We start from the raw sequence: 19,917 nt of genomic DNA on the forward strand, positions 1-19,917 counted from the left end.
AGGAATGTCAAACCTCATCTCTTATTCTCGCTAAACAATCGTATGATTACCACGCGATTCCTCTGACGACCCGCTTCGGTTTTATTTGAACTTATCGGGAATAGCTCTCCCTCTGAGCTGACACGTAAATCTTCATCAGAAACTCCTTTACCTCTAAGGTAATTAGCAACAGAATTTGCCCTCTCATACCCTAATTGATAATTATACTCATCCGTACCAATTGAGTCTGTTTTCCCTATCACTTTCGCGATCACCCTTTCCGTGTACATAATCTGTACAACTGTATCTAGTGTTTCATAGGCACCAGGCCTCAATTCTGATTTATTAAATTCAAAATCAACATTTGAGAGAGTGAACTCTCTTACTTCCTCTGACTCTTTTTCATCAAAGCTATAAGGTCTCACGCCCAAATAAATATCATCCAGATAAACGTATGAAGCATCTTGCATATCGGCATTTGGAAACTTGCCTAGCTGACTATCCGTCCTTACCTGGTTTTTTTCTGTTGTGGTTAAGGCTCCTATCACAAGGTATTTATCATCACCTTTTGGCTTATATTCAAACTCCAGAACCTTCCAATTACGCCAAATTTCTGAGGTGTCGATTTTCAGAGAAACCATCCTGTGATCATATTCACTTACACTAACAATTCTTAAGGGTTCTTCACTGAAATGTAATGCTATCTCAGTTGGCAGATACTCAGCGTAAAATGATGCTTTAACATGAATCCTTCCGTAATAGATCTTACCTACCTCCAAAGATCGCAATAATTGTGTCTGAAGATGCTCCTGGTACCTGCTCTTGCTCAAATAAATCCCAGCGTAAGCATCACCTGAGTTTGGTTCGCTCATTCCGGACCAATTTTCAGGAACACCAGCATTTTCCTTAGAGCAGCGGTGAAAGTAATCAGGTGTGCCCAGGTCAGGGGAACTCCACGATTCGATTTGAGCTCTTTGATTTAGGGTAGCGTGACCTTCGGGACAATCACCTTTTTCAAACCCGGGATTTGGAATCAGATTCTGAGACCTGCAACATCCGATTACCACAAGGGTAAAAAATATTAAAAGAACCAGCCGGTATAGTCTATCAGCGATCCCCATCTCTTTTCCGCTCAATAAACTCATCCATCCTGGAAAGCAGCCTCCACCATTCGGAACCGTCTTTACGAAACGTCCTGATCGCTCCGGCACGAACAAGGATCTTGCGAAGTTCATCATCTTCAAATCCTCCCAGGTTATTTTTGAGCATTTCGAACGAGCGATCCGTAAACGATTTATGACTTAAAAAATGACGAGCAGTTCGTTCGGCCATAAATTCTGTTTTATCCTCTTCTCTACGCAACTTCATTTCCTGCCGGAACTTTTGATGCTGAAGAACAAACGAAATAAGGCCTCCAACAAGAGTTCCTAAAAGCGCGTAGACAGCTGATTCCATATCCTGTAATTGAGGTTTATGATTTCAATATACTTTCGATCCTGGACAGCTCCTCTTTATCAAAGTGCATGTTATCCAGAGCTTCCACATTATCCTGGAGCTGCTTTGTGCTGCTCACTCCTATCAAAACAGAAGTTAGTCTCGGGTCCTTTAACAACCAGGCAATAGCCATCTGACTCAGTGACTGTCCTCTTTCCTGTGCTATTTCATGCAGGCCTTTGATCGTGGGAAGTTTTGACTCCACGGTCTCCCGCTCAAGGTAGGTCATACTCTTTGCGGCTCTGCTGTCCTCCGGGATGCCATTTATGTACTTATTGGTCAGCATACCCTGCTCCAGGGGACTAAAAGCAATACATCCCGTACCATGATGGTCCAGTGTTTTCATCAGGCCCTTTTCTACCCAGCGATCAAACATGGAATAGCGTGCCTGATGGATCAGACAAGGTGTACCCAGATCCTTGAGGATCTTAATCGCTTTATCAGCCAGGTCAGCCGGATAGTTGGAAATACCCACATAGAGTGCTCTCCCTGATCGCACGATAAAATCCAGGGCGCCCATAGTCTCTTCCAAAGGTGTATCCGGATCTGGTCTGTGATGATAAAACAGATCCACATAATCCAGATTCATCCGTTTCAGGCTCTGGTCCAGGCTGGAGACGAGATACTTACGCGACCCCAGGTTGCCATATGGTCCCGGCCACATGTCATATCCAGCTTTGGAGGAAATAAAAAGCTCATCACGATAGCTTTTAAAATCTTCTTTGAAGATCCGTCCAAAATTGGTTTCTGCGGAACCATAGGGCGGACCGTAATTATTTGCAAGATCAAAATGGACAATGCCCAGATCAAATGCAGTACGTAAGATCTCCTGGGCTTTCAGCAGATCATCCGCATGCCCGAAGTTATGCCACAGCCCCAGGGATAGCAAAGGCAATTGAATACCGCTATTGCCGCAGCGACGATACTGCATCTGCTGATAACGATCTTCCCGTGCGAGATATGCTTTATGATTTGACTTATCATTGATTTCCATAAGTGCTAAAGTAAGGAAGCGACAGGAATATTTTTCAAATTGTAGTCATATGATGGCATAAATGCATTCATGATATACTACTAAAACTCCTCTTTGATCAAACCCAGAGCATAGGCATCAATCAACAATTTCAAGTCACTAATCTTCTCCCTCAATTCATCCCCGTCATCCAGGTCTCTTACTTTCTGTTTACGGTCTGCCTGATTAAGAATGGTTTCGCTGTAAGCAATGTCAATCTCATCGGTAATCGCTTTTTGCCTGGACTCAAAAGGTTCATGCGCGATCAACTGTCTGCCAAAGGCATTATGCATAAGCGTATAGCCTGCAATACCCGTTTCATCCTGGTAAGCTTTAGAAAACCCTCCGTCTATTACGATCAGTTTGCCATCTGCCTTCACCGGACTTTCTCCATGCTTCACAGAGACGGGAACATGCCCATTGAGGATCACGGCCTCACCGGACTCCAGTCCAAACTCCTTTAGGATCCGGTCACAGGTAGCCGGATCATCACGGAAGGTATAGTAATGATCCATTTTTTCTTCCTGTACCTCCTCATCATCCAAAAAATAGCGCTCAAAGGTGGCCATTTTATCCTTTCCGAAAAGTGGAGAAAGTGGACCCGCCCACAGGTACCAGGTGAGGTCAACTGCATAGGATTTCTCTTTTGAGCCTTCTCTGCCCGATCTGGCAATAGTCATCTGCTGATCAAAAAAGTCCATAAGATTTCGCCCTTTAAAAGAACCCTTGCCAAGATTCACATCTTTGAAGTCTCCATTCTCAGTAAGCGGTATGCATCCGTGATACAGGAGGTTTTTATTGGTGACACGATACATACTCCCTTTTTCAAATAACAATCGAGCGTGGCGCTGAAGTCTTCGGCTTTTTAAAAAGGAAACTTTTAATCGCTCTACTAACTCAGTCTCACCAGTACTGAGTTCATAAGGATTGTCCGGATCAATAGTTGGAAGATAAGTATCCTTAAGTGGATAAAATTTTTCGCCTATTTCAATTTCCCCTTTATCAAAGTCAATCTGATCCAGCAGCAATCGATCATTCATTCTAAACTCAGGTCTCCGTTGTATCAGCTGAGCCTCCAGCTTAAACTGAATGATGGATATCGCTTTGTGCATCAAACTACTCAACCATTGCTCGGTTTCATTGAATAATTCCCCCGGAGATACCTTTGGGTTGAAAATGATGCTTTTATCTTCTTTATAGTGTTCCAGCGCAAAAGAGGCAAGAGGCATCAGGTGAATGCCGTACCCTTTTTCCAAAGTATCTGTATTTCCATAACGTAGCGATAGCCGGAGCACATTTGCCATACAGGCTTCTGAGCCACAGGCCGCACCCATCCAGACAATGTCATGATTACCCCATTGAAAATCCACAGAATGATGCTTCACCAGCTCATCCATAATAAGTTCTGCCCCCGGGCCCCGGTCATATACATCCCCAATGATGTGGACTTTATGAATGGCCAGGCGCTGGATAAAATGTGCCAACTCAGACACCAGGAGATCCGCCTGCTCCAGGTCAATGATACTGGATAGCAACTGATCATAGTAATCATTTTCTTCGCCCACCTCCCTGTTACTTACGAGCTCCAGGATAATATCAGCAAAATCAGAAGGCAGCAGCTTCCTCAACTTACGGGTAGAATAGATAGAGGCAAAATCCCTCGTAAGTAGGATCATATATTTGAGGGTGGATTTATGGAAGGCTCTCAGCTCACCATTTTGCTTTCTGATCAGCTCCATTTTCTCAGAGGGGTAGTAAATGATGGCTGCTAACTGGTCAAGTTCCTTTTTCTTCAGTTCCTTACCAAAAAGCTCGTTTAATTTCTGCTTGATCACTCCTGAGCCATTGCGCATCAGGTGCTGAAAGGCCTCATACTCTCCATGCACATCGCTCAAAAAGATCTCAGCGCCTTTGGTCAGATTCAGCACTGAGCTGACCATAACAATTTCTTTGGCCGCCTCCACCCGATTAGGATAGGTGCGTGAAAGGAGTTTGAGGTATTTTACCTGTTGATCTTCCATTTGATACAATCAATCTTCAGGTGAAAAGATAGCAATTGGTGAAAAGAGTAGATGACAGTTGAAGAAATTTTATATCTTCAGGCTTTTTAAAAGTTTGTCACATGGTCCTTACTGCACTCGACTGGTCATTCGTTATTGGCTTTTTCATCATCTCCCTGGGGATTGGTATATGGGCCGCCCGTTCCGGAAATAAAGACGCTGATGATTACTTCACAGCCAGTGGCAAAATGCCCTGGTGGCTTCTGGGAGTTTCCATGGTGGCTACTACCTTTTCCACAGACACCCCTAACCTGGTCACGGATATTGTCAGGAGAAATGGGGTCTCAGGAAACTGGGCCTGGTGGGCGTTTCTGCTCACAGGCATGCTTACCGTGTTTATTTACGCCCGACTGTGGAAAAAATCTGGTGTAGTAACTGATGTAGAGTTTTACGAGCTGCGGTACAGTGGGAAAATTGCACGGTTCCTCCGTGGATTCAGGGCCATCTATCTGGGGCTGATCTTTAATGTAATGATCATGGCAACTGTTTCTTTGGCAGCCATAAAGATCGGTGGAGTGCTGCTAGGCCTGTCACCAGTCCATACAGTCATCATTGCAGGCACCATCACAGTTATCTATAGCTCGCTGGGAGGGCTCAAAGGTGTATTGATTACTGATTTCTTGCAGTTCTTCCTGTCTATAGGAGGAGCAATCGTTGCGGCAATCGTTTCCCTGAATCACCCCAAGATTGGTGGACTTGACAATCTATTGCAGCATGCAAACGTGGTAGATAAGCTGGATTTTTTTCCGTCCTTTTCTACTCCTGAAATATTTATCATGATCTTCCTGGTGCCGCTTCTCGTTCAGTGGTGGAGTGTTTGGTACCCCGGCGCAGAGCCGGGCGGTGGGGGTTATATTGCTCAGCGAATGTTTGCGGCTAAAAATGAAGATCATTCCATCAAAGCGGTTCTCTTCTTCAATGCCGCGCACTATGCAATCAGACCCTGGCCCTGGATCATAGTGGCGCTTTGTTCTTTGGTGGTTTTCCCCGATCTGGACAGTTTAAGGACTGCATTTCCTGATGCGGCCAGCATCGTCAACCATGACCTGGGCTATCCGGCCATGCTTACATTTATCCCAACAGGACTGCTCGGCCTGGTCGTCACATCCCTTATTGCAGCCTACATGTCTACCATATCCACTCACCTGAATTGGGGAGCATCTTACATCGTCAATGACTTTTACAAACGTTTTGCTAAGCCAGAAGCCTCTCAAAAAGAAATGCTCAATGTAGGCAGGATCATTACAGTTATCCTGATGATACTGACCATGATCTTTGCTTTATTACTCGATAGTGCGCTGGATGCCTTCCAGATCCTCTTGCAAATAGGTGCAGGTACGGGCCTGATTTTTATACTACGGTGGTTTTGGTGGCGTGTAAATGCCGCCAGTGAACTGGCCGCAATGATCATAAGCTTTTTTGTTGCCATATACTTCCGTGTATTGCATCCTGTACTTGGATTTCAGCCAATCACCTCATGGGTCGAGCTGGTCATTGGTGTGGGCATTACTACTCTGGCCTGGATAGCGGTGGCATTTCTCACAAAACCTACCAGTCTCGAGGTAATGGTCAGTTTTATCAATAAGGTAAATCCTGGGGGTCCGGGCTGGAAAAAAGTCACTGATCAGGCTGAGCAACGTGGTTTGGAAATCAAAGCGCCGGAAGGTCCGTGGAAGGTTCCTGTTGGCATTTTATGTATGATAGCCGGAACCATCGGCATCTACTCATTTCTTATGGGTACCGGGTTATTCATCTACAGTGAGTTCATCAAAGGATCGATACTCATAGTAGTATCAGTTATCGCTACCCTGATCCTCAGAAAGCTTTGGGATAAGATCAATTAATCAGAAAACATTTCTATCATCAGGACAGGTCCGGATCTTACTCACTAACCCTTAGATTCAGCTACTTTTGTTTTCTTCACTTTAACCGGGATCTTCCCACTTCGAATGATCCTCTTGAGAAGGATTTCGAGAGGGAAAATGATCAGTGCGATAGATAGATTAATAAGGAAATCAAAAATGGGCGAACTGGCAATCTCAAAGTAACCCTGAGCAGTAGACTGCAAAAACTCAATGATCATCACAATGGTCAGTATCGTCAAACCTTCAGTCAGGAACCTGTTGGAGGCTTTGGCCTGATTCAAACGGGCCGAGATCAACACCAGAGAAGCAAAAATGATGACCTCCAGCATATAAAACCAGGGTGTCCGCCAATATGGAGGATTGATTACCAAAGTGATCGGCTCGCCTTCCTGAACCCGACCAAAAACATCCCTTGAGCGTACATGCAACTCAAATTTGCCATCAGGAATGAAGTTCAGATCAATTTTATTGCTGTGAGACCATTCGGTCCAGTTTTCATCCATCCCTTCCACTTTATGTTGGAATTCTACCTTGAGCAATCCCAGGTAATCGGGCTGTGCGATCTCCGCACGCAGATAGTTCTCATCATAGTCCAGACTGACCTGCTTACGGTATCCCGAGTATGCTGACTGGGTAAAAAGGTGCTTGTAGAAAATATTGCTTTGGTAGACCTCATTTCGATCTTCTTCGGGATAGTATTTATACAGCTGATTTTGCTCGTTGATAAAGTATATGGCCCCATCTTCCCCCCTGTTGATAAACCGGATGTCCGGAAACAAGCTCAGATAAGGGAAGGTAGTGACTTCACCTTTTTGATTGATATAATTCCAGACTTTCCCATCAAAAATCCAAAAAGTGCCGTTATCGTCACTTAAGTGGTTATGAGGAGTACCAAGTCTACCAGTAAGCACCGAATCCAGTTCAATGGTCTTCTTTTGGTAATTGTAAGCAAAGTACCCTTCATTGGTTATGAAGTAGAGCTTACCTCCCAGCTCTATGGCAGTTGGATTCTCAAAGTAGTGATTGGGAAAATCGATCTCATCCAGTACAGATGCCCCGTAATAAGTCGTCCCCACAGACAATATTTTGCCGGGACTTACTAACCATAGCAACCCTTTGCTGTCACCATAAACAGACAGGACCAGGGACTCATTATAACCAAAGGTTAAATGATTGTACTGGTTGCTTTCTCTAAGATACCGGTCTACTTCGTGTTCATTATCAATAATTATAAATTCATTGGACTTAGGGATATCCACAATATCTTTAGCAGGACTTCCCAGTATCTTTACAGCCTCTCTCCCGTCATATTCGAAAAGACCCGAATTGGTGCCTATGAGGAGAACATTGTCTTTTACAAGCAGCTTATTGCATTTAGTGATCACCCCCGGAATACGTTCATATTTCCAGCGGGCATACTCAAACACTTTATTTTCGCGCTGGCGATAGCCGTAGGTAATCTTTGGCTGGTTATCCTTTTTCCCAAAGACATTTTTCAATAGTCCTGCCCCACTGGTACTTGCCATCTGGGTTCTTACCTTAACCCGCTCAGTAGAAGTCTTTACAGAGAATACACTATCCTGCTTAAGTCGGAAAGCCCCTGAGCTGGTAGCAACTATGAGCTCATCTTTAAACACAATTGACTGAATCAGGTTGCCCTCCAGCCCCTCCTGGTTACTCAAACAATGCACTGGTGCAACAGGGTCCACCCGGCTGAATCCAAACTGATGAGCTATCCAGACACCCATGCCCCAGTCCACCTCCAGTGCCATGATCTCGTTATCAGGAAGTCCTCCTTCATAATCTACCTTACCTACTATCTTGTGATCTATGGCATTCAGAATAATACATCCTTCATCCCGGGTACTGGTGACGTAAAGGGTATCGTTTATCCACTGAAAATCATTGACTTTGATCCCTGCCGAGCTATTACGGACCAGTTTCCCGTGTTCCTTATAAAATAACTTTCCGGTCAGGTCTAAAGCAAGATGCTTGTTACCATCAGGCGAAGATTTCAATTTGAGAGGCGGGTAATCTTCACCTATCCACTTTCCTGATTCCCGGGTATTTGTGCCATCCCATATATAGGAAGCTATTTCTGTATTGATGTAAAAAGCATCTTCATCAGTGGTTACTGAGACCATTTCAAACTTATCCGGCGAACCATAACTGGCCATTTTTTCGCTATCAGGATGGTATACCCAAAGCTGATGTCGGCTCAAAAACAAAACACTATCCCCAATGACCTGAGTAGAAAAAAAGTATTCGTTGCTTAAAGAGTCCGGACTGACCGGCTTATAGGCAAGTCCGTCTCCTGTAAGCTCCAGGTATCCAAAACTCCCCATGCAACCAACAAAAATTTGGTTTTCAGCACCCACAGCTAAAGAAAATGCAGCAGCAGGAGTCTCAATGTACTCCCAGAAGGATCCGTCGTATCGCAGTAATCCGGAACGATTGGCTACATACATCAGCCCCTGCTGATCAAATACGATATCGTAACTTTTGTGGTCTACTCCCGAAACGGTAGGGGAATGATCCTTAATAGGAAAATCTCCAGTCTGCCCCTGCACTGTCAGAAATAAACAAACAATACAAAGGGCCAATAATGATCGGCACATGTGAAAGACGGTTTAATAGGCGATAACTAAAATTACTCTACGGTAATACAAGTTACTAAGTTACAGGGGATTATGTCATCCGGTGTAAATTATTATTTTGCTAAGCAGCTATTAATCAGCGCCAATCGTCTTCCAAAAGCAAAAACCCCATGCCTGATTGACATGGGGTTGAAATATTCCATCATTATTTTTTTATTCCTTATCCAGGAAAGGATATCGATAACTTTTCGGTGGAACGAACGTCTCCTTGATCGTTCGTGCACTTACCCACCTCAGGAGGTTCATAGAAGCTCCGGCTTTATCATTGGTGCCGGACCCTCTGGCCCCGCCAAATGGCTGCTGTCCTACAACCGCTCCCGTCGGCTTATCATTGATGTAGAAATTACCAGCTGCATTTCTGAGCTTACGGGCGGCAAGCTCTACGGCATATCGATCTTTAGAAAATACGCCGCCTGTTAAGGCATACGGAGAAGTCTGATCCACCAGCTCCAGTGTTTCTTCAAATCGCTCTTCCTGGTAAACATAAATAGTTAGTACCGGACCAAAGATCTCCTCCTGCATGGTAGTGTACATCGGATCTGTCGCCAGTAAAACCGTAGGTTCGATGAAGTATCCTACCGAATCATCATAGTTGCCCCCATGAATGACTTCTACCATCTCATCTTTCTTAGCCTGGTCGATGTATCCGGCTATTTTATCAAAGGCCCTTTTGTTGATCACTGCATTAAAGAAATTGGAAAAGTCTTCCGGACTGCCCATCTTGATATCTTTCAGATCTTTAAAAAGCTCCTTCTTCACATCCTCCCAAATATTGGATGGGATGTAAGCACGCGATACTGCACTACATTTCTGCCCCTGAAACTCAAAAGCGCCACGGGTAAGGGCTGTTGCCACTTCCTGTGGGTTTGCTGATTTATGTGCAATCACAAAATCCTTTCCACCGGTTTCTCCAACGATACGAGGATAGGATTTATACTTATCTATGTTTTGTCCGATCGTCTTCCAAAGCTGTTTGAAAACAGCAGTACTACCGGTAAAATGCAGCCCGCCAAAATCCTCATGGTTGAAGATCACATCTCCGGCTACCGGTCCGTCTACAAAGATCAGGTTGATCACGCCATCAGGCAGGCCAGCTTCCTGCAAAACTTCCATGATCACCTGGGCAGAATAGACCTGGGTGTATGCCGGCTTCCAGATGGCGGTATTTCCCATCAGGGCAGGAGCTACCGGCAGGTTACCCGCTATCGATGTAAAGTTGAACGGGGTGATTGCAAAAACAAAACCTTCCAGCGGGCGATACTCCAGCCGGTTCCATACGCCCGGCGCAGACTCAGGCTGGTCCATGTAGATCTCCTGCATAAAAGAGGCATTAAACCGGAGAAAATCAATGAATTCACATGCCGAATCGATCTCTGCCTGAAAGGGATTTTTGGACTGCCCCAAAATAGTCGCAGCATTAATCTTGGCCCGATAAGGACCGGATAGCAGTTCGGCTGCTTTCAAAAATATACTGGCCCGGTGCTCCCATGACATGTTGCTCCAGGCCTCTTTAGCTCCCATTGCAGATTTCACGGCCAGCTCTACATGACTGGCATCTCCTTCGTGGAAATGCCCAATTACGTGCTGATGATCATGCGGTGGAGTGATCTTGATTTTATTACCCGTACGGATCTCTTCCCCACCGATATACATTGGGATATCCTTCACTTCACCACGAGCTTCCTTAATAGTAGCTAATAGCTCCTCCCGCTCAGCTGTGCCGGGAGCATAGGAGAAAACAGGCTCATTTGATGGTTCTGGTATGTAGTAATTTCCTTTTGGCATAATGGATAAAAAGTTTTTTGGATAATGTGGTTTATTTTACTGGTGCAAAAATAAACGAATACCGTTCACACCTGGTTAGCTTAACGATATAATGTCTCAGGCATAGTGTAACACACGCTTTATTTCCTGCAGATCTACGCTGATTCTCAATGCATTTCTGCGTTTGTCTGCGTTCCGAAGCTTCGGAAACCTATACCGACAATTTATGTTTAGCGCGACACTAGAGAATTTTCATCAATTCAATCAGATCTGAGATCTGCAGCTCACAATCTGATTTTACTCTGCCTGACGGGTTATACAGCATTGGGGTAATTCCTGCATTTTGAGCACCCAGTATGTCTGTTCCCGGGTTATCTCCAACCATAAGCACCTCCTCATTGTTTAGGCCTAACTTTTTCAGGGCATGGTAAAAGATCTCCGGGGCAGGTTTTTTATAGCCAGTGTTTTCGGAGGTGAATACGTAAGAAAAATATTTATCCAGCCTGCTGCATTTTAGTTTGATAAACTGCGCATCATCAAACCCATTGGTCACGATACTCATTTCATACCTCTTCCGGAGATAATTGAGCGTGGTATCGGCATCTTTCATGATCCTGGTTTGGCGCGGACAGTGATAGAGAAAATATTCACTCAGCTCCTCTCCCAACCCATTTTTAAGTATCCCTCCACACTTTTCAATCACCTGGTCAAATCGCTTATTTCGGATGTGTTTCCGGTCGATCTCTCCTACGTTATACCTGTTCCAAAGGGCACTATTGACCTGATTATAAGTTTCCAGAAACTCCTCTACCGGGACACCTGTCTTCTCTCCCAGACCAAAATGCTCATAAATGTCCCGAAGGACTTTTTTAGAGTTGTAATCATAGTCCCAAAGGGTGTGATCCAGATCAAAGAATATGTGCTTAAATTTTTTCAACCACGATAACCTTTTGCTGCAAGCTTATTAACAGCCAACTCACGATTAGAATTCATTACCTGGTATATTTCCTGGTCCTTTTGAAGCTGTACGTCCTTATTGAGAAACTCAAATATCTGAGCAACCATATCATAGACCTCATCTTTTATGCTGTACATGATCCACTGGTCACGTTTCGTGGCATTGACCAGACCTGAATTTTTCAAATAGCTGATGTGACGAGAGGTCTTGGTCTGAGTAAAATCCAGAATGGACTCCAGGTCTGAAATGGACAACTCCTCATTCTTATATAGCAGGTGAATGATCCTTACGCGTGACTCATCAGCGAAGGACTTAAATATCTGTGTCCCATAACTCAGGCTAAAGTTTTTTAACCGCATATTCCAGGCATCTTTCGTTCAAAGATACTTTTCATCGCTACCTTTGAGGCCTTATACTGTGAAAAATCGTTAATATTTTAGTTTTAAATAAACTTTTAACGTTGATTCTGTATTAAGTTTATAGTCACTAAGAAAAGCCGGTTTGTTTAAATACTTAACCATCATCTGTCTTTTAATGATCTTCTACACCAGTTCCGCGCAGGAACAGGACAGAAAGATCATTCAGTTTACGGGAGTGGTCTTTGCTCCGGACAGTTCCTCTGTGATCCCGGGTGTACACGTATACCTGCCTAAATCAGGCAGAGGCACCACTACCAATCCATACGGTTTTTTCTCCATGCCCGTAGTGGAAGGAGACAGTGTGGTTTTCAGTGCTGTTGGGTTTAAGCGGCAATACTACATCATCCCCCCACATGATAAAAACCATAGCCTGAAAGTGGTCATCACTATGGAAGAGGACGTGACCTTTCTCAGTGAGGTGGAGGTATTTCCATACCCTACGGAAGCGATGTTTAAAGAGGCGGTTTTGGCACTGGAGATGCCCAACCAACGCCAAATCGACAATATGAATGACTGGCTTTCCCGGGATTACATGGACCGGGCATATTTAAATATTCCTGCCAGTGCAAATCAAAACCACCAGTATTTCATGCAAATGCAGATGCAGGCTATCCAAAACCGGTACCAGGCGCCATCCAATAACCTCCTAAACCCCTTTGCCTGGGCAAGATTTATTAATTCCCTGAAGAAGAATTGATATTGGTGAGCGGTAATCGGTGAAACAGTGAGCGGTAATCTGTAAGCGGTAATCGGTGAGCGGTAAAAATAGCTAAATTGGTCCACAGAATGAGTCTGACTTATTGATCATAGTATAAAGCATTTTACCAATAATAGCATATTCCTTTAACAGGTATGATGCTTGATCATCTCCAATGTATTTACAATCCTTAGCAGTTTCGATCCAATGTTGAGTTTCAAGCTGTTCTGCGTCTGCATCTGTGAGCTTGCTCACAAAGTGTTTCTCATATCTACGCTTGCCCCATGCTTCGGCAATTTGTGCGCCAACTGACCTGGAAGATCGCCTCACCTGGTCTGTAAGTGAATAAGTTTCTTCTTTTGGGAAGGACTGAGATATTTTGAAGATTTCATCAGACAGCTTCTGGAAAACTGATACACTTCTAACTCCTTAAAACTTTCACGTATCCCATAATCACCGATCACCAAATTACTGATCACTGACTTCAATCACCTTATTCCAGACCCTGAAAGTATTCTGATAGCAGATCTTTTCTATGTCTTCTGCTGTATATCCCATTTTGAGAAGTTCGTAAATGACATTAGGAAACATGGAAACATCCTTCAGACCTTCCGGCAGACTGTCACCCACACCGTCAAAGTCAGATCCAAATCCTACGTAATCTATGCCTGCCAAATTCACTACATGATCGATGTGCTTTGCAACCATTTTTACATCTTCATAGACGTTATTTTCATTGGCATACTTTCGGGCGTACGCTTTGTAGGCTGAGTCTGAACGAGTGAGTCCCTGCTCTGCCCTGTAATTGGTCAAATGTTCGTCCATCATATCAAACTTGTCCTGTGACTCTTTAGAAAGGAAGGTAGAACCAAAATTGATATGGATCACTCCGCCATTAGCCGCAAGGTCTTTGATCATCTGGTTAGACATATTCCGGTGAAAACCTGGCGTAAAGTGTCTGCATGAGGAATGAGAAGCTATAACCGGAGCCTTACTGATAGCCAATGCATCATAAAATGCACTATCCGTCACATGAGAGATGTCCACCATGATCCCCAGGCGATTCATCTCCTTTACCACATCCTCGCCAAACGGGCTGATACCATTCCAGGTAAACGTACTATCATATGAGGAGTCAGCAATCTGGTTATCCTTAGAGTGAGTCAGGGTGATGTATCGAATACCACGATTAAAGAAGTACTCCACATTAGCCAGATCATTTTCGATAGGCGCTCCATTTTCCATGCCCAGGGGCAAAGAGATCAACCCCTTCTCAAAGTTGGCAACAATCTCCTCCGGATTATTTGCCGGAGCGAATTTATCCGGGTAGACCCTTGTAACATCCAAAGTCATGGTAATCAGAGAGTCCGCAAACTCTTTCGCACCACCATTGAAATAGTAAGATGATGGGATATAAATGGACATAAATGGTGCATCCAACCCGCCTTTTTTAGCTTTTGGGTAGTCAAAGTTACCCTCGGTTTCTACTGCCACATTTTCTACCTCTTTGCGAAGCATGAACCCTTTGACCTCCATACGATAAGGAAGGTCCACATGGCCATCCACGATGATGTACTTGTGAGCCAGGGAATCCGCATAGGCTCTCAGCTCCTCCTCACTCATCTCGGAGATATCCCTGACCTGCTCTTGAGGTGGGGTAGTGCAAGCAAATACGAGTACAAAAAGGCTTAGAAGTGTAATTAGGTTTCTCATGAATCTGGGTTTAGGTTGTTTGGTAAAACAATTTTTACTTTTTTCAATTTATACTTTTTCACCTCCAAAAAGTTTTTCAGTAAACTAAGCTCATCAATTTTATCCAGAAGTATAAAACAACTAGTGTAATGTTAACGGTATAATGTCTCAGGCATAGTGTAACACACTCTTTAATTTCCCACAGATTCCGAACATTCAGAACGCTGATCTTCGCTGATTCTCAATGCATTTATTTCTGCGTTTGTCTGCGACATCTGGCCGCCGTACTACCCTGTCAGGCGGGTCTGCGGGAACAGTTATCATTTCTGGACTTTATAGGCTATTTCGATTTGGCGATAATCCGGTTTATTCACTCCACTGAAATCAACAATTTTTAGCACCCCGATCTTACCTCTTTTATCAAGGTCAAGCCGAAAAACAAGAACCTGGCCTTCAGACAAAGCAGAAACGGAGGTAGAACCCTCAGCGTCAAAGAGCTCGTCAAGCTGAACAGACGTCTGAATTTCCTCATAATTGAATCCGTCCGACAGCTCGATCAATCGCGTGCTGTTTCTTATTGTAAATGGCCAATTAAAATTCACCGAAGCATTCCAAACGGTCGGCGCTTCAGCATCATCCGGTGAGGACAAACTCCACCCGGTATCCGTATCATAGGAAGCAATCAGATCCACACCCTCCTGATTATCTTCACTGACCCTTACATTGCTGGGAAAATAAGTGGTGTCCTCCAGTAAATTCAGCAGGTTTCCATAGGTACTATGACCATACCCGCCAATGAACTTTTGCTCTATTTCTAAAATGGGCGAAGCTGTCACATCTACATAAAACCTGACCGTATCTCCAGCATCCCTGAGATCAGTCAGGAAAAACCCAAACTCCAGGGTTTCGCCTGAGGCGGTATAGTTTACCACATACTTGATCGGGTCAATGATGAAAGAGGTACTGCTTGAGTCGCCCCCGAATGTCACTAAAGTAGTGTTGTCCGGTCCACTCACCCTGCCTTCAAAATTCCTGATGGTGGCCTTAGCTGTTACCTCCCCGGATATCAAAATGGTGTCGCCAACATTACCAGTAAAGTCTTCAATGTCCTCATCCCCGTTTATCATCAGGGTGATGGTTGGCTCATCAGGAATCGGGTCTTCACCCTTATCCTTGTTACAAGCCATGATTGCGCTGAGCAAGCCCAGGGCAATCGCAAGCGGTGGATTCTTTAGTAACATGATCGTCGGTTAAAGATATAAAATTACACACTTGTCCGGTGAAATGAAAAAACGTAATATTCGATTGGTAAACCTTACGTTTTTTACAATTTTTTGAATCTTAGTGAGAATTGAGGTTTTTCTGAGCTTTATGATGTTAGCAAATAAGATGAAATCTCTTATGTCACCAGTAGTCTGTGATTGGTAATTCGGTAGTCAGTAAGATACAAAGCCGGCAGGTATATTGCTTATTGGGGTTGCGAGGCTGTAACTTACATCTATCCCTCTGGAGGGATTATCAATGGTATTAAGTTAAGGTTTATTGCTCCGAAAAGATCAGTCATTCCAGTGATTCCATCCGGGATTCCATCCGGATAGGATCTATTAATTATTGAAACGAAAATGCTCAAATTACCAAAGACTCCATTCTGGAGGGACCTTAACTTAATAGCATTGGGGGGATTGATCACCGACTTATCGATCACTGCTTACTGTGCCTATTGCCATTTGCCTATTGCCTCGGCGTACGCTCCTGCACGATGATATCCAGCGCAATATAGTCCCCGGAACCCGCGTAAACACCGTCACCATCCAGATCTACAATATCCTTTACCAGGATCAGGCCGCGCTTACCTCTTACTGTTTCAAAAGCCACTACCTGATTGCGTACCAGGTGCGTAATGATGCCGCTCTCATCCACACCCTGGTCGTACACCAGGTCTATATCTTCGAAACGCTCAATCTCAGTCAGGCTCTCCAGCTCTGTTGACCGGATGACGGTAGCATTCAGGGTGGTCCATCCTTCCACCTGCCCCAGAAAGGCCGTCTTCTCAAATCCCCGGGGAGAAGCGATGCTGGCGCTATCTGCCTGTCCGAAGTAATAACCAAAATCGACACGTTCGGCCAGACCTTCGGTGGCTACAATGTCAGCAGGACTCAAAGGCTGTCCGGACCTTGTATTGAAAAAATTCTGGGCATTAAGTTCTCCGAGCGGAGCAGCAAGTAAAACAGCAGAATACTGTCGGGCCCTTGGGGAATTCACCTCCAGATCCACCTCCACCTCGCTGGTCTGCCCCAGCTGGTCCGTAGCTACAAAAGTAAAAGTGGCCGTGGTATTGACCAGCTCACTTGGTATTTCAAAATTGCGGGAATCTTCCACGAGAGTGTTGCTGTTAGACGGATTTAGATCTTCAATATTTAGTTCCGTGAGCGTATCCGAAACAGCGCCATCTACTGACAAAAAAATAGAATAGCTTGCAAAGCCTCCCTCAGCCTCTATTGTCACATCAAAGGTCACCAGGTCGAGTGTCTCCACCGCCAGGTCCCGGTCTCCCTGATAATCCAGCGTATCAAATGGAGTGATCACAGAGGTCATTACACCTATCCTGGGGCCGGAAGCATCAAATGGCGCATCATCCGTGTCATCCGCACAGGATACCAGCCCTGAAAAAATAGCCAGAATAATAAGACCGAAAAAAACCTGTAATAACCTCATATAAAATAAAACCTAACCGTCTTTATAGTAAAAAACCCCACCGGTGGGGGTGGGGTTTGATTATTTCATTCATTATGATATCTCACTGTACACTCTCCTGTACAAGAACATCGATCTTAATATTGTCTCCTTCATTGAATGTGCCATTCTGCTCAGTAATTAACACTAAACCACGTTTGCCATCTACAGTCTCAAAAGCAATTACATCACCTACAGCCAATCCTGTAATAATTCCCTCTTCATCAACACCAGCATCAAACTCAGCATCAATATCGGCCCAAGTTGTTACTTCCGCAAAATCAGAAGATCCTAAAGTGGTTGATTTTATAATAGTTGCGTTTTTAGAATCCCAACCTGATACCTGATCAGAAAAAGTAGTACTTTCGAAACCTTTAGGTGAGGCTATACTTGCTAAATCGTTTTGTCCATAATAGTAGCCAAAATCTATAAGTGGAGATATTGATTCAGATGTGCTAGTTACTTCTGAAGCACTGTAAACCATTCCGGTTGAGGAAGAGAAAAAGTTCTCTCCAGAAAAATCTCCTAATGGCACAACTAATAAGACTGCCGCATAGCTCCTAGCCTCCGGCGAATTAACATTCACCTCTACAGTGGCAGTACTTGTCTGACCAGGCTCTGTCTCATCCACTGCTTCAAAAGTGAAAATGATATTAGACCCAACCAGTTCACTTTCTATTTTGGTTGAAAGTAAGATATCTTCAACGAGAGAAGTTCCTACATCTACACCTAAATCTACTCTACTTATAGTTTCAAAATTAACATCAGCACCCCCATCTACAGAGTATGTAACATTTAGCGTATTAAAACCTTCTTCAGCAGTAACATCTACACTGAATCCAAGAGAATCTCCTGGCACTAACTCAAGAGGGCTATCAGTTGTTGCAGTACCATTTACAGTTGTTGTAACTGAAAGTGAAGGTGCAGCTCCAGGACCTTCAGGATCCTCATCCCCACAGCTAAAGAGGAATACCAGAGAAAAAACTGAAGTTAAAAGCAATAAATTCTTAAATAGACTTTTCATGTGATTCGTTTTTAATTAATGTTTGACCTTTTTTGTCGTAAATTTGATAATAAATAGTTGATATCGCTTAGAATATCGGAAATTTTTCGATGAGTGCAGTAAATACTGAAATAAGCTTACAACCTAACGTTTCATAACCTTAATTCCCACACTCAATCCTTCATTCCCCCATAGTCCATAACGTCTAGACACACGACATGTTTGAAAGGTTGGAATTTTTGTTTTCCTGTTGCGGGTTTGAGCGAGTTGCGAAGGTTGCGAGTTGCGGGTTGCGAAGTTGAGTTGCGGGTTGGGGCAATGCTACCAAGTCAAGCCCTCTCGAAAGTCATTTCCGCAGGAATCCATGTTCATTAGTCTTCCAGATATGATAGATCCTTTCAGGATGACTTTAAGGGGATACTATGTCAAAGCTTAACTTAATAGCATGGCGGGGGGTGGTTGCGGGTTGCGAAGGTCAATCTCCTCACCAATTCACCAATCACTAATCACCAATTCACCAATCACTAATCACCAATTCACCAATTCACCAATCACTGATTCACTAATCACCAATCACTAATTCAACCAATCACCTACTCACCGATTACCAACTCACCGACCACCGATTCACCATATTTTAAGACAGTTAATTGCCTGAGAGCAGAATTTTTAATATTTTACAGGGTATAAGGGAAAAGATTTTATGCGATACCGACAAGTTTGTATTGTGTTTTTCAAAAATTGTAACATTTTTGTGTAATTGTAATGATAACCGCTTAATCTAATAACTGCTATGACTGATCCGATTTCACCAAATTTGCTTAACGCCTGGAATACCTACGGGCAGTACTTGGCATATGCGATCGCAGGTGTTGGAATACTGATCTTAATTGGTCACTATTTGAAACTATTAACCACCTCTGACTATAAAGCAAGGTACGACTACATCAATATGCACGAAATCAACCTGCTATGGTATGGTTTCCTGTTGGTTTTGATTGGAGCGGCGCTTTACGCAAACACATTGTGGCCGGAGAGCACCTGGCTGTGGTTCTTTGTCAGAATTTTCGTGACCCTGATGGTTGCAATGATCGTAGGGGTAATTATCCAGAATGTATTGAAGTTCTACTATCCGTTTTTCATCGAAAAACGACTTAAGAAGCTGAGATATACTCCACGAGTCTCTCCTGACGGACGTAAAATGAAGCTTCTGAGTGAGGAAGAAGAAGATGTGTACCTGGATGAAGGTATGCAGGCAGAAGAAGATGCTTTCTCTGTAGACTATGATGTATGGATCGATGAGCTTTCGGGGTATACAAAAATCGAAAAATACAACGGTAGACTTCATGCACTACAATGCTCTGAGTGTAACTATCAGACTTTGAAAGTGGATCACGAAGAGATCGTACAAACGGCTACCGAAACAGAAGAAGGTGAGCTAATGAAGTACTACGAATGCGGTTATTGTGGGCACAAGCAACGCAAGTCTTTCAAAATTGCCCGACTAAAAAGTGAACAAGGTGCTACTGCCTGACACTCCAAAGAAATATATTTGATTTAACGAGAAACCTCGCATTTGCGGGG

At 43.9% G+C, this 19,917-nt stretch carries 16 protein-coding genes; 3 read left to right on the forward strand and 13 right to left on the reverse strand.

Annotated features, from left to right (window positions below; genetic code table 11):
• Window positions 1-14: 14 nt before the first annotated feature.
• The 4 genes from AC3E9V_RS23485 to AC3E9V_RS23500 all read right to left on the reverse strand — a co-directional run bounded on the left by AC3E9V_RS23485 (window position 15) and on the right by AC3E9V_RS23500 (window position 4,506).
• On the reverse strand, window positions 15-851 hold the full coding sequence (locus AC3E9V_RS23485; RefSeq protein ID WP_488750611.1) for an OmpA family protein: 837 nt from the start codon (window positions 849-851) through the stop codon (window positions 15-17).
• Window positions 852-1,086: 235 nt separating this feature from the next.
• Window positions 1,087-1,434, reverse strand: a complete 348-nt coding sequence (locus AC3E9V_RS23490) for a Z-ring associated ZapG family protein (protein ID WP_488750612.1) — start codon at window positions 1,432-1,434, stop codon at window positions 1,087-1,089.
• 16 nt (window positions 1,435-1,450) lie between these two features.
• The gene (gene mgrA / locus AC3E9V_RS23495) at window positions 1,451-2,467 is read right to left on the reverse strand and encodes an L-glyceraldehyde 3-phosphate reductase (protein WP_488750613.1); all 1,017 of its coding nucleotides are present in this window, start codon (window positions 2,465-2,467) and stop codon (window positions 1,451-1,453) included.
• 80 nt (window positions 2,468-2,547) lie between these two features.
• Complete coding sequence (locus AC3E9V_RS23500) at window positions 2,548-4,506, reverse strand: fructose-1,6-bisphosphatase (RefSeq protein WP_488750614.1); 1,959 nt, start codon at window positions 4,504-4,506, stop codon at window positions 2,548-2,550.
• Window positions 4,507-4,607: 101 nt separating this feature from the next.
• Here AC3E9V_RS23500 and AC3E9V_RS23505 point away from each other — a divergent pair, with 101 nt between their 5' ends.
• Window positions 4,608-6,389 (forward strand): sodium:solute symporter family protein, encoded by a 1,782-nt coding sequence (locus AC3E9V_RS23505; RefSeq protein WP_488750615.1) that lies wholly within the window; start codon window positions 4,608-4,610, stop codon window positions 6,387-6,389.
• A gap of 44 nt (window positions 6,390-6,433) precedes the next feature.
• On the opposite strand, the gene AC3E9V_RS23510 is transcribed toward AC3E9V_RS23505, so the two are convergent.
• The 4 genes from AC3E9V_RS23510 to AC3E9V_RS23525 all read right to left on the reverse strand — a co-directional run bounded on the left by AC3E9V_RS23510 (window position 6,434) and on the right by AC3E9V_RS23525 (window position 12,148).
• Window positions 6,434-9,028, reverse strand: coding sequence for a ligand-binding sensor domain-containing protein (locus AC3E9V_RS23510; protein WP_488750616.1), 2,595 nt, complete (start codon window positions 9,026-9,028; stop codon window positions 6,434-6,436).
• A gap of 192 nt (window positions 9,029-9,220) precedes the next feature.
• A complete protein-coding gene (gene pruA, locus AC3E9V_RS23515) occupies window positions 9,221-10,852 on the reverse strand; it encodes an L-glutamate gamma-semialdehyde dehydrogenase (protein ID WP_488750617.1) in 1,632 nt (543 codons plus the stop codon).
• Window positions 10,853-11,072: 220 nt separating this feature from the next.
• The gene (locus tag AC3E9V_RS23520; RefSeq protein WP_488750618.1) at window positions 11,073-11,768 is read right to left on the reverse strand and encodes a YjjG family noncanonical pyrimidine nucleotidase; all 696 of its coding nucleotides are present in this window, start codon (window positions 11,766-11,768) and stop codon (window positions 11,073-11,075) included.
• Window positions 11,765-12,148, reverse strand: coding sequence for an ArsR/SmtB family transcription factor (locus AC3E9V_RS23525; protein ID WP_488750619.1), 384 nt, complete (start codon window positions 12,146-12,148; stop codon window positions 11,765-11,767). Before AC3E9V_RS23525 ends, AC3E9V_RS23520 begins: the two co-directional genes overlap by 4 nt.
• A 142-nt stretch (window positions 12,149-12,290) precedes the next feature.
• Here AC3E9V_RS23525 and AC3E9V_RS23530 point away from each other — a divergent pair, with 142 nt between their 5' ends.
• Window positions 12,291-12,905: a carboxypeptidase-like regulatory domain-containing protein gene (locus AC3E9V_RS23530; RefSeq protein WP_488750620.1), complete on the forward strand. Its 615-nt coding sequence runs from the start codon at window positions 12,291-12,293 to the stop codon at window positions 12,903-12,905.
• A 72-nt stretch (window positions 12,906-12,977) separates the two neighbouring features.
• Here AC3E9V_RS23530 and AC3E9V_RS23535 read toward each other — a convergent pair whose 3' ends face one another.
• The 5 genes from AC3E9V_RS23535 to AC3E9V_RS23555 all read right to left on the reverse strand — a co-directional run bounded on the left by AC3E9V_RS23535 (window position 12,978) and on the right by AC3E9V_RS23555 (window position 18,354).
• Window positions 12,978-13,304 (reverse strand): four helix bundle protein, encoded by a 327-nt coding sequence (locus AC3E9V_RS23535; protein WP_488753680.1) that lies wholly within the window; start codon window positions 13,302-13,304, stop codon window positions 12,978-12,980.
• Between the two features lie 69 nt (window positions 13,305-13,373).
• Entirely contained in the window at window positions 13,374-14,618 is a 1,245-nt protein-coding gene (locus AC3E9V_RS23540; RefSeq protein ID WP_488750621.1) for a dipeptidase, read from the reverse strand.
• A gap of 299 nt (window positions 14,619-14,917) precedes the next feature.
• Entirely contained in the window at window positions 14,918-15,838 is a 921-nt protein-coding gene (locus AC3E9V_RS23545) for a hypothetical protein (protein WP_488750622.1), read from the reverse strand.
• A gap of 490 nt (window positions 15,839-16,328) precedes the next feature.
• Window positions 16,329-17,312, reverse strand: coding sequence for a hypothetical protein (locus AC3E9V_RS23550; protein ID WP_488750623.1), 984 nt, complete (start codon window positions 17,310-17,312; stop codon window positions 16,329-16,331).
• A gap of 82 nt (window positions 17,313-17,394) precedes the next feature.
• Window positions 17,395-18,354: a hypothetical protein gene (locus AC3E9V_RS23555; protein ID WP_488750624.1), complete on the reverse strand. Its 960-nt coding sequence runs from the start codon at window positions 18,352-18,354 to the stop codon at window positions 17,395-17,397.
• 772 nt (window positions 18,355-19,126) lie between these two features.
• Here AC3E9V_RS23555 and AC3E9V_RS23560 point away from each other — a divergent pair.
• Window positions 19,127-19,867 carry a hypothetical protein gene (locus tag AC3E9V_RS23560; RefSeq protein WP_488750625.1) on the forward strand — a complete coding sequence of 247 codons (741 nt, stop codon included), beginning with the start codon at window positions 19,127-19,129 and terminating at the stop codon, window positions 19,865-19,867.
• Window positions 19,868-19,917 lie beyond the last annotated feature (50 nt).

The sequence above is a fragment of the Marinoscillum sp. HNIBRBA16962 genome (genome assembly GCF_057801515.1).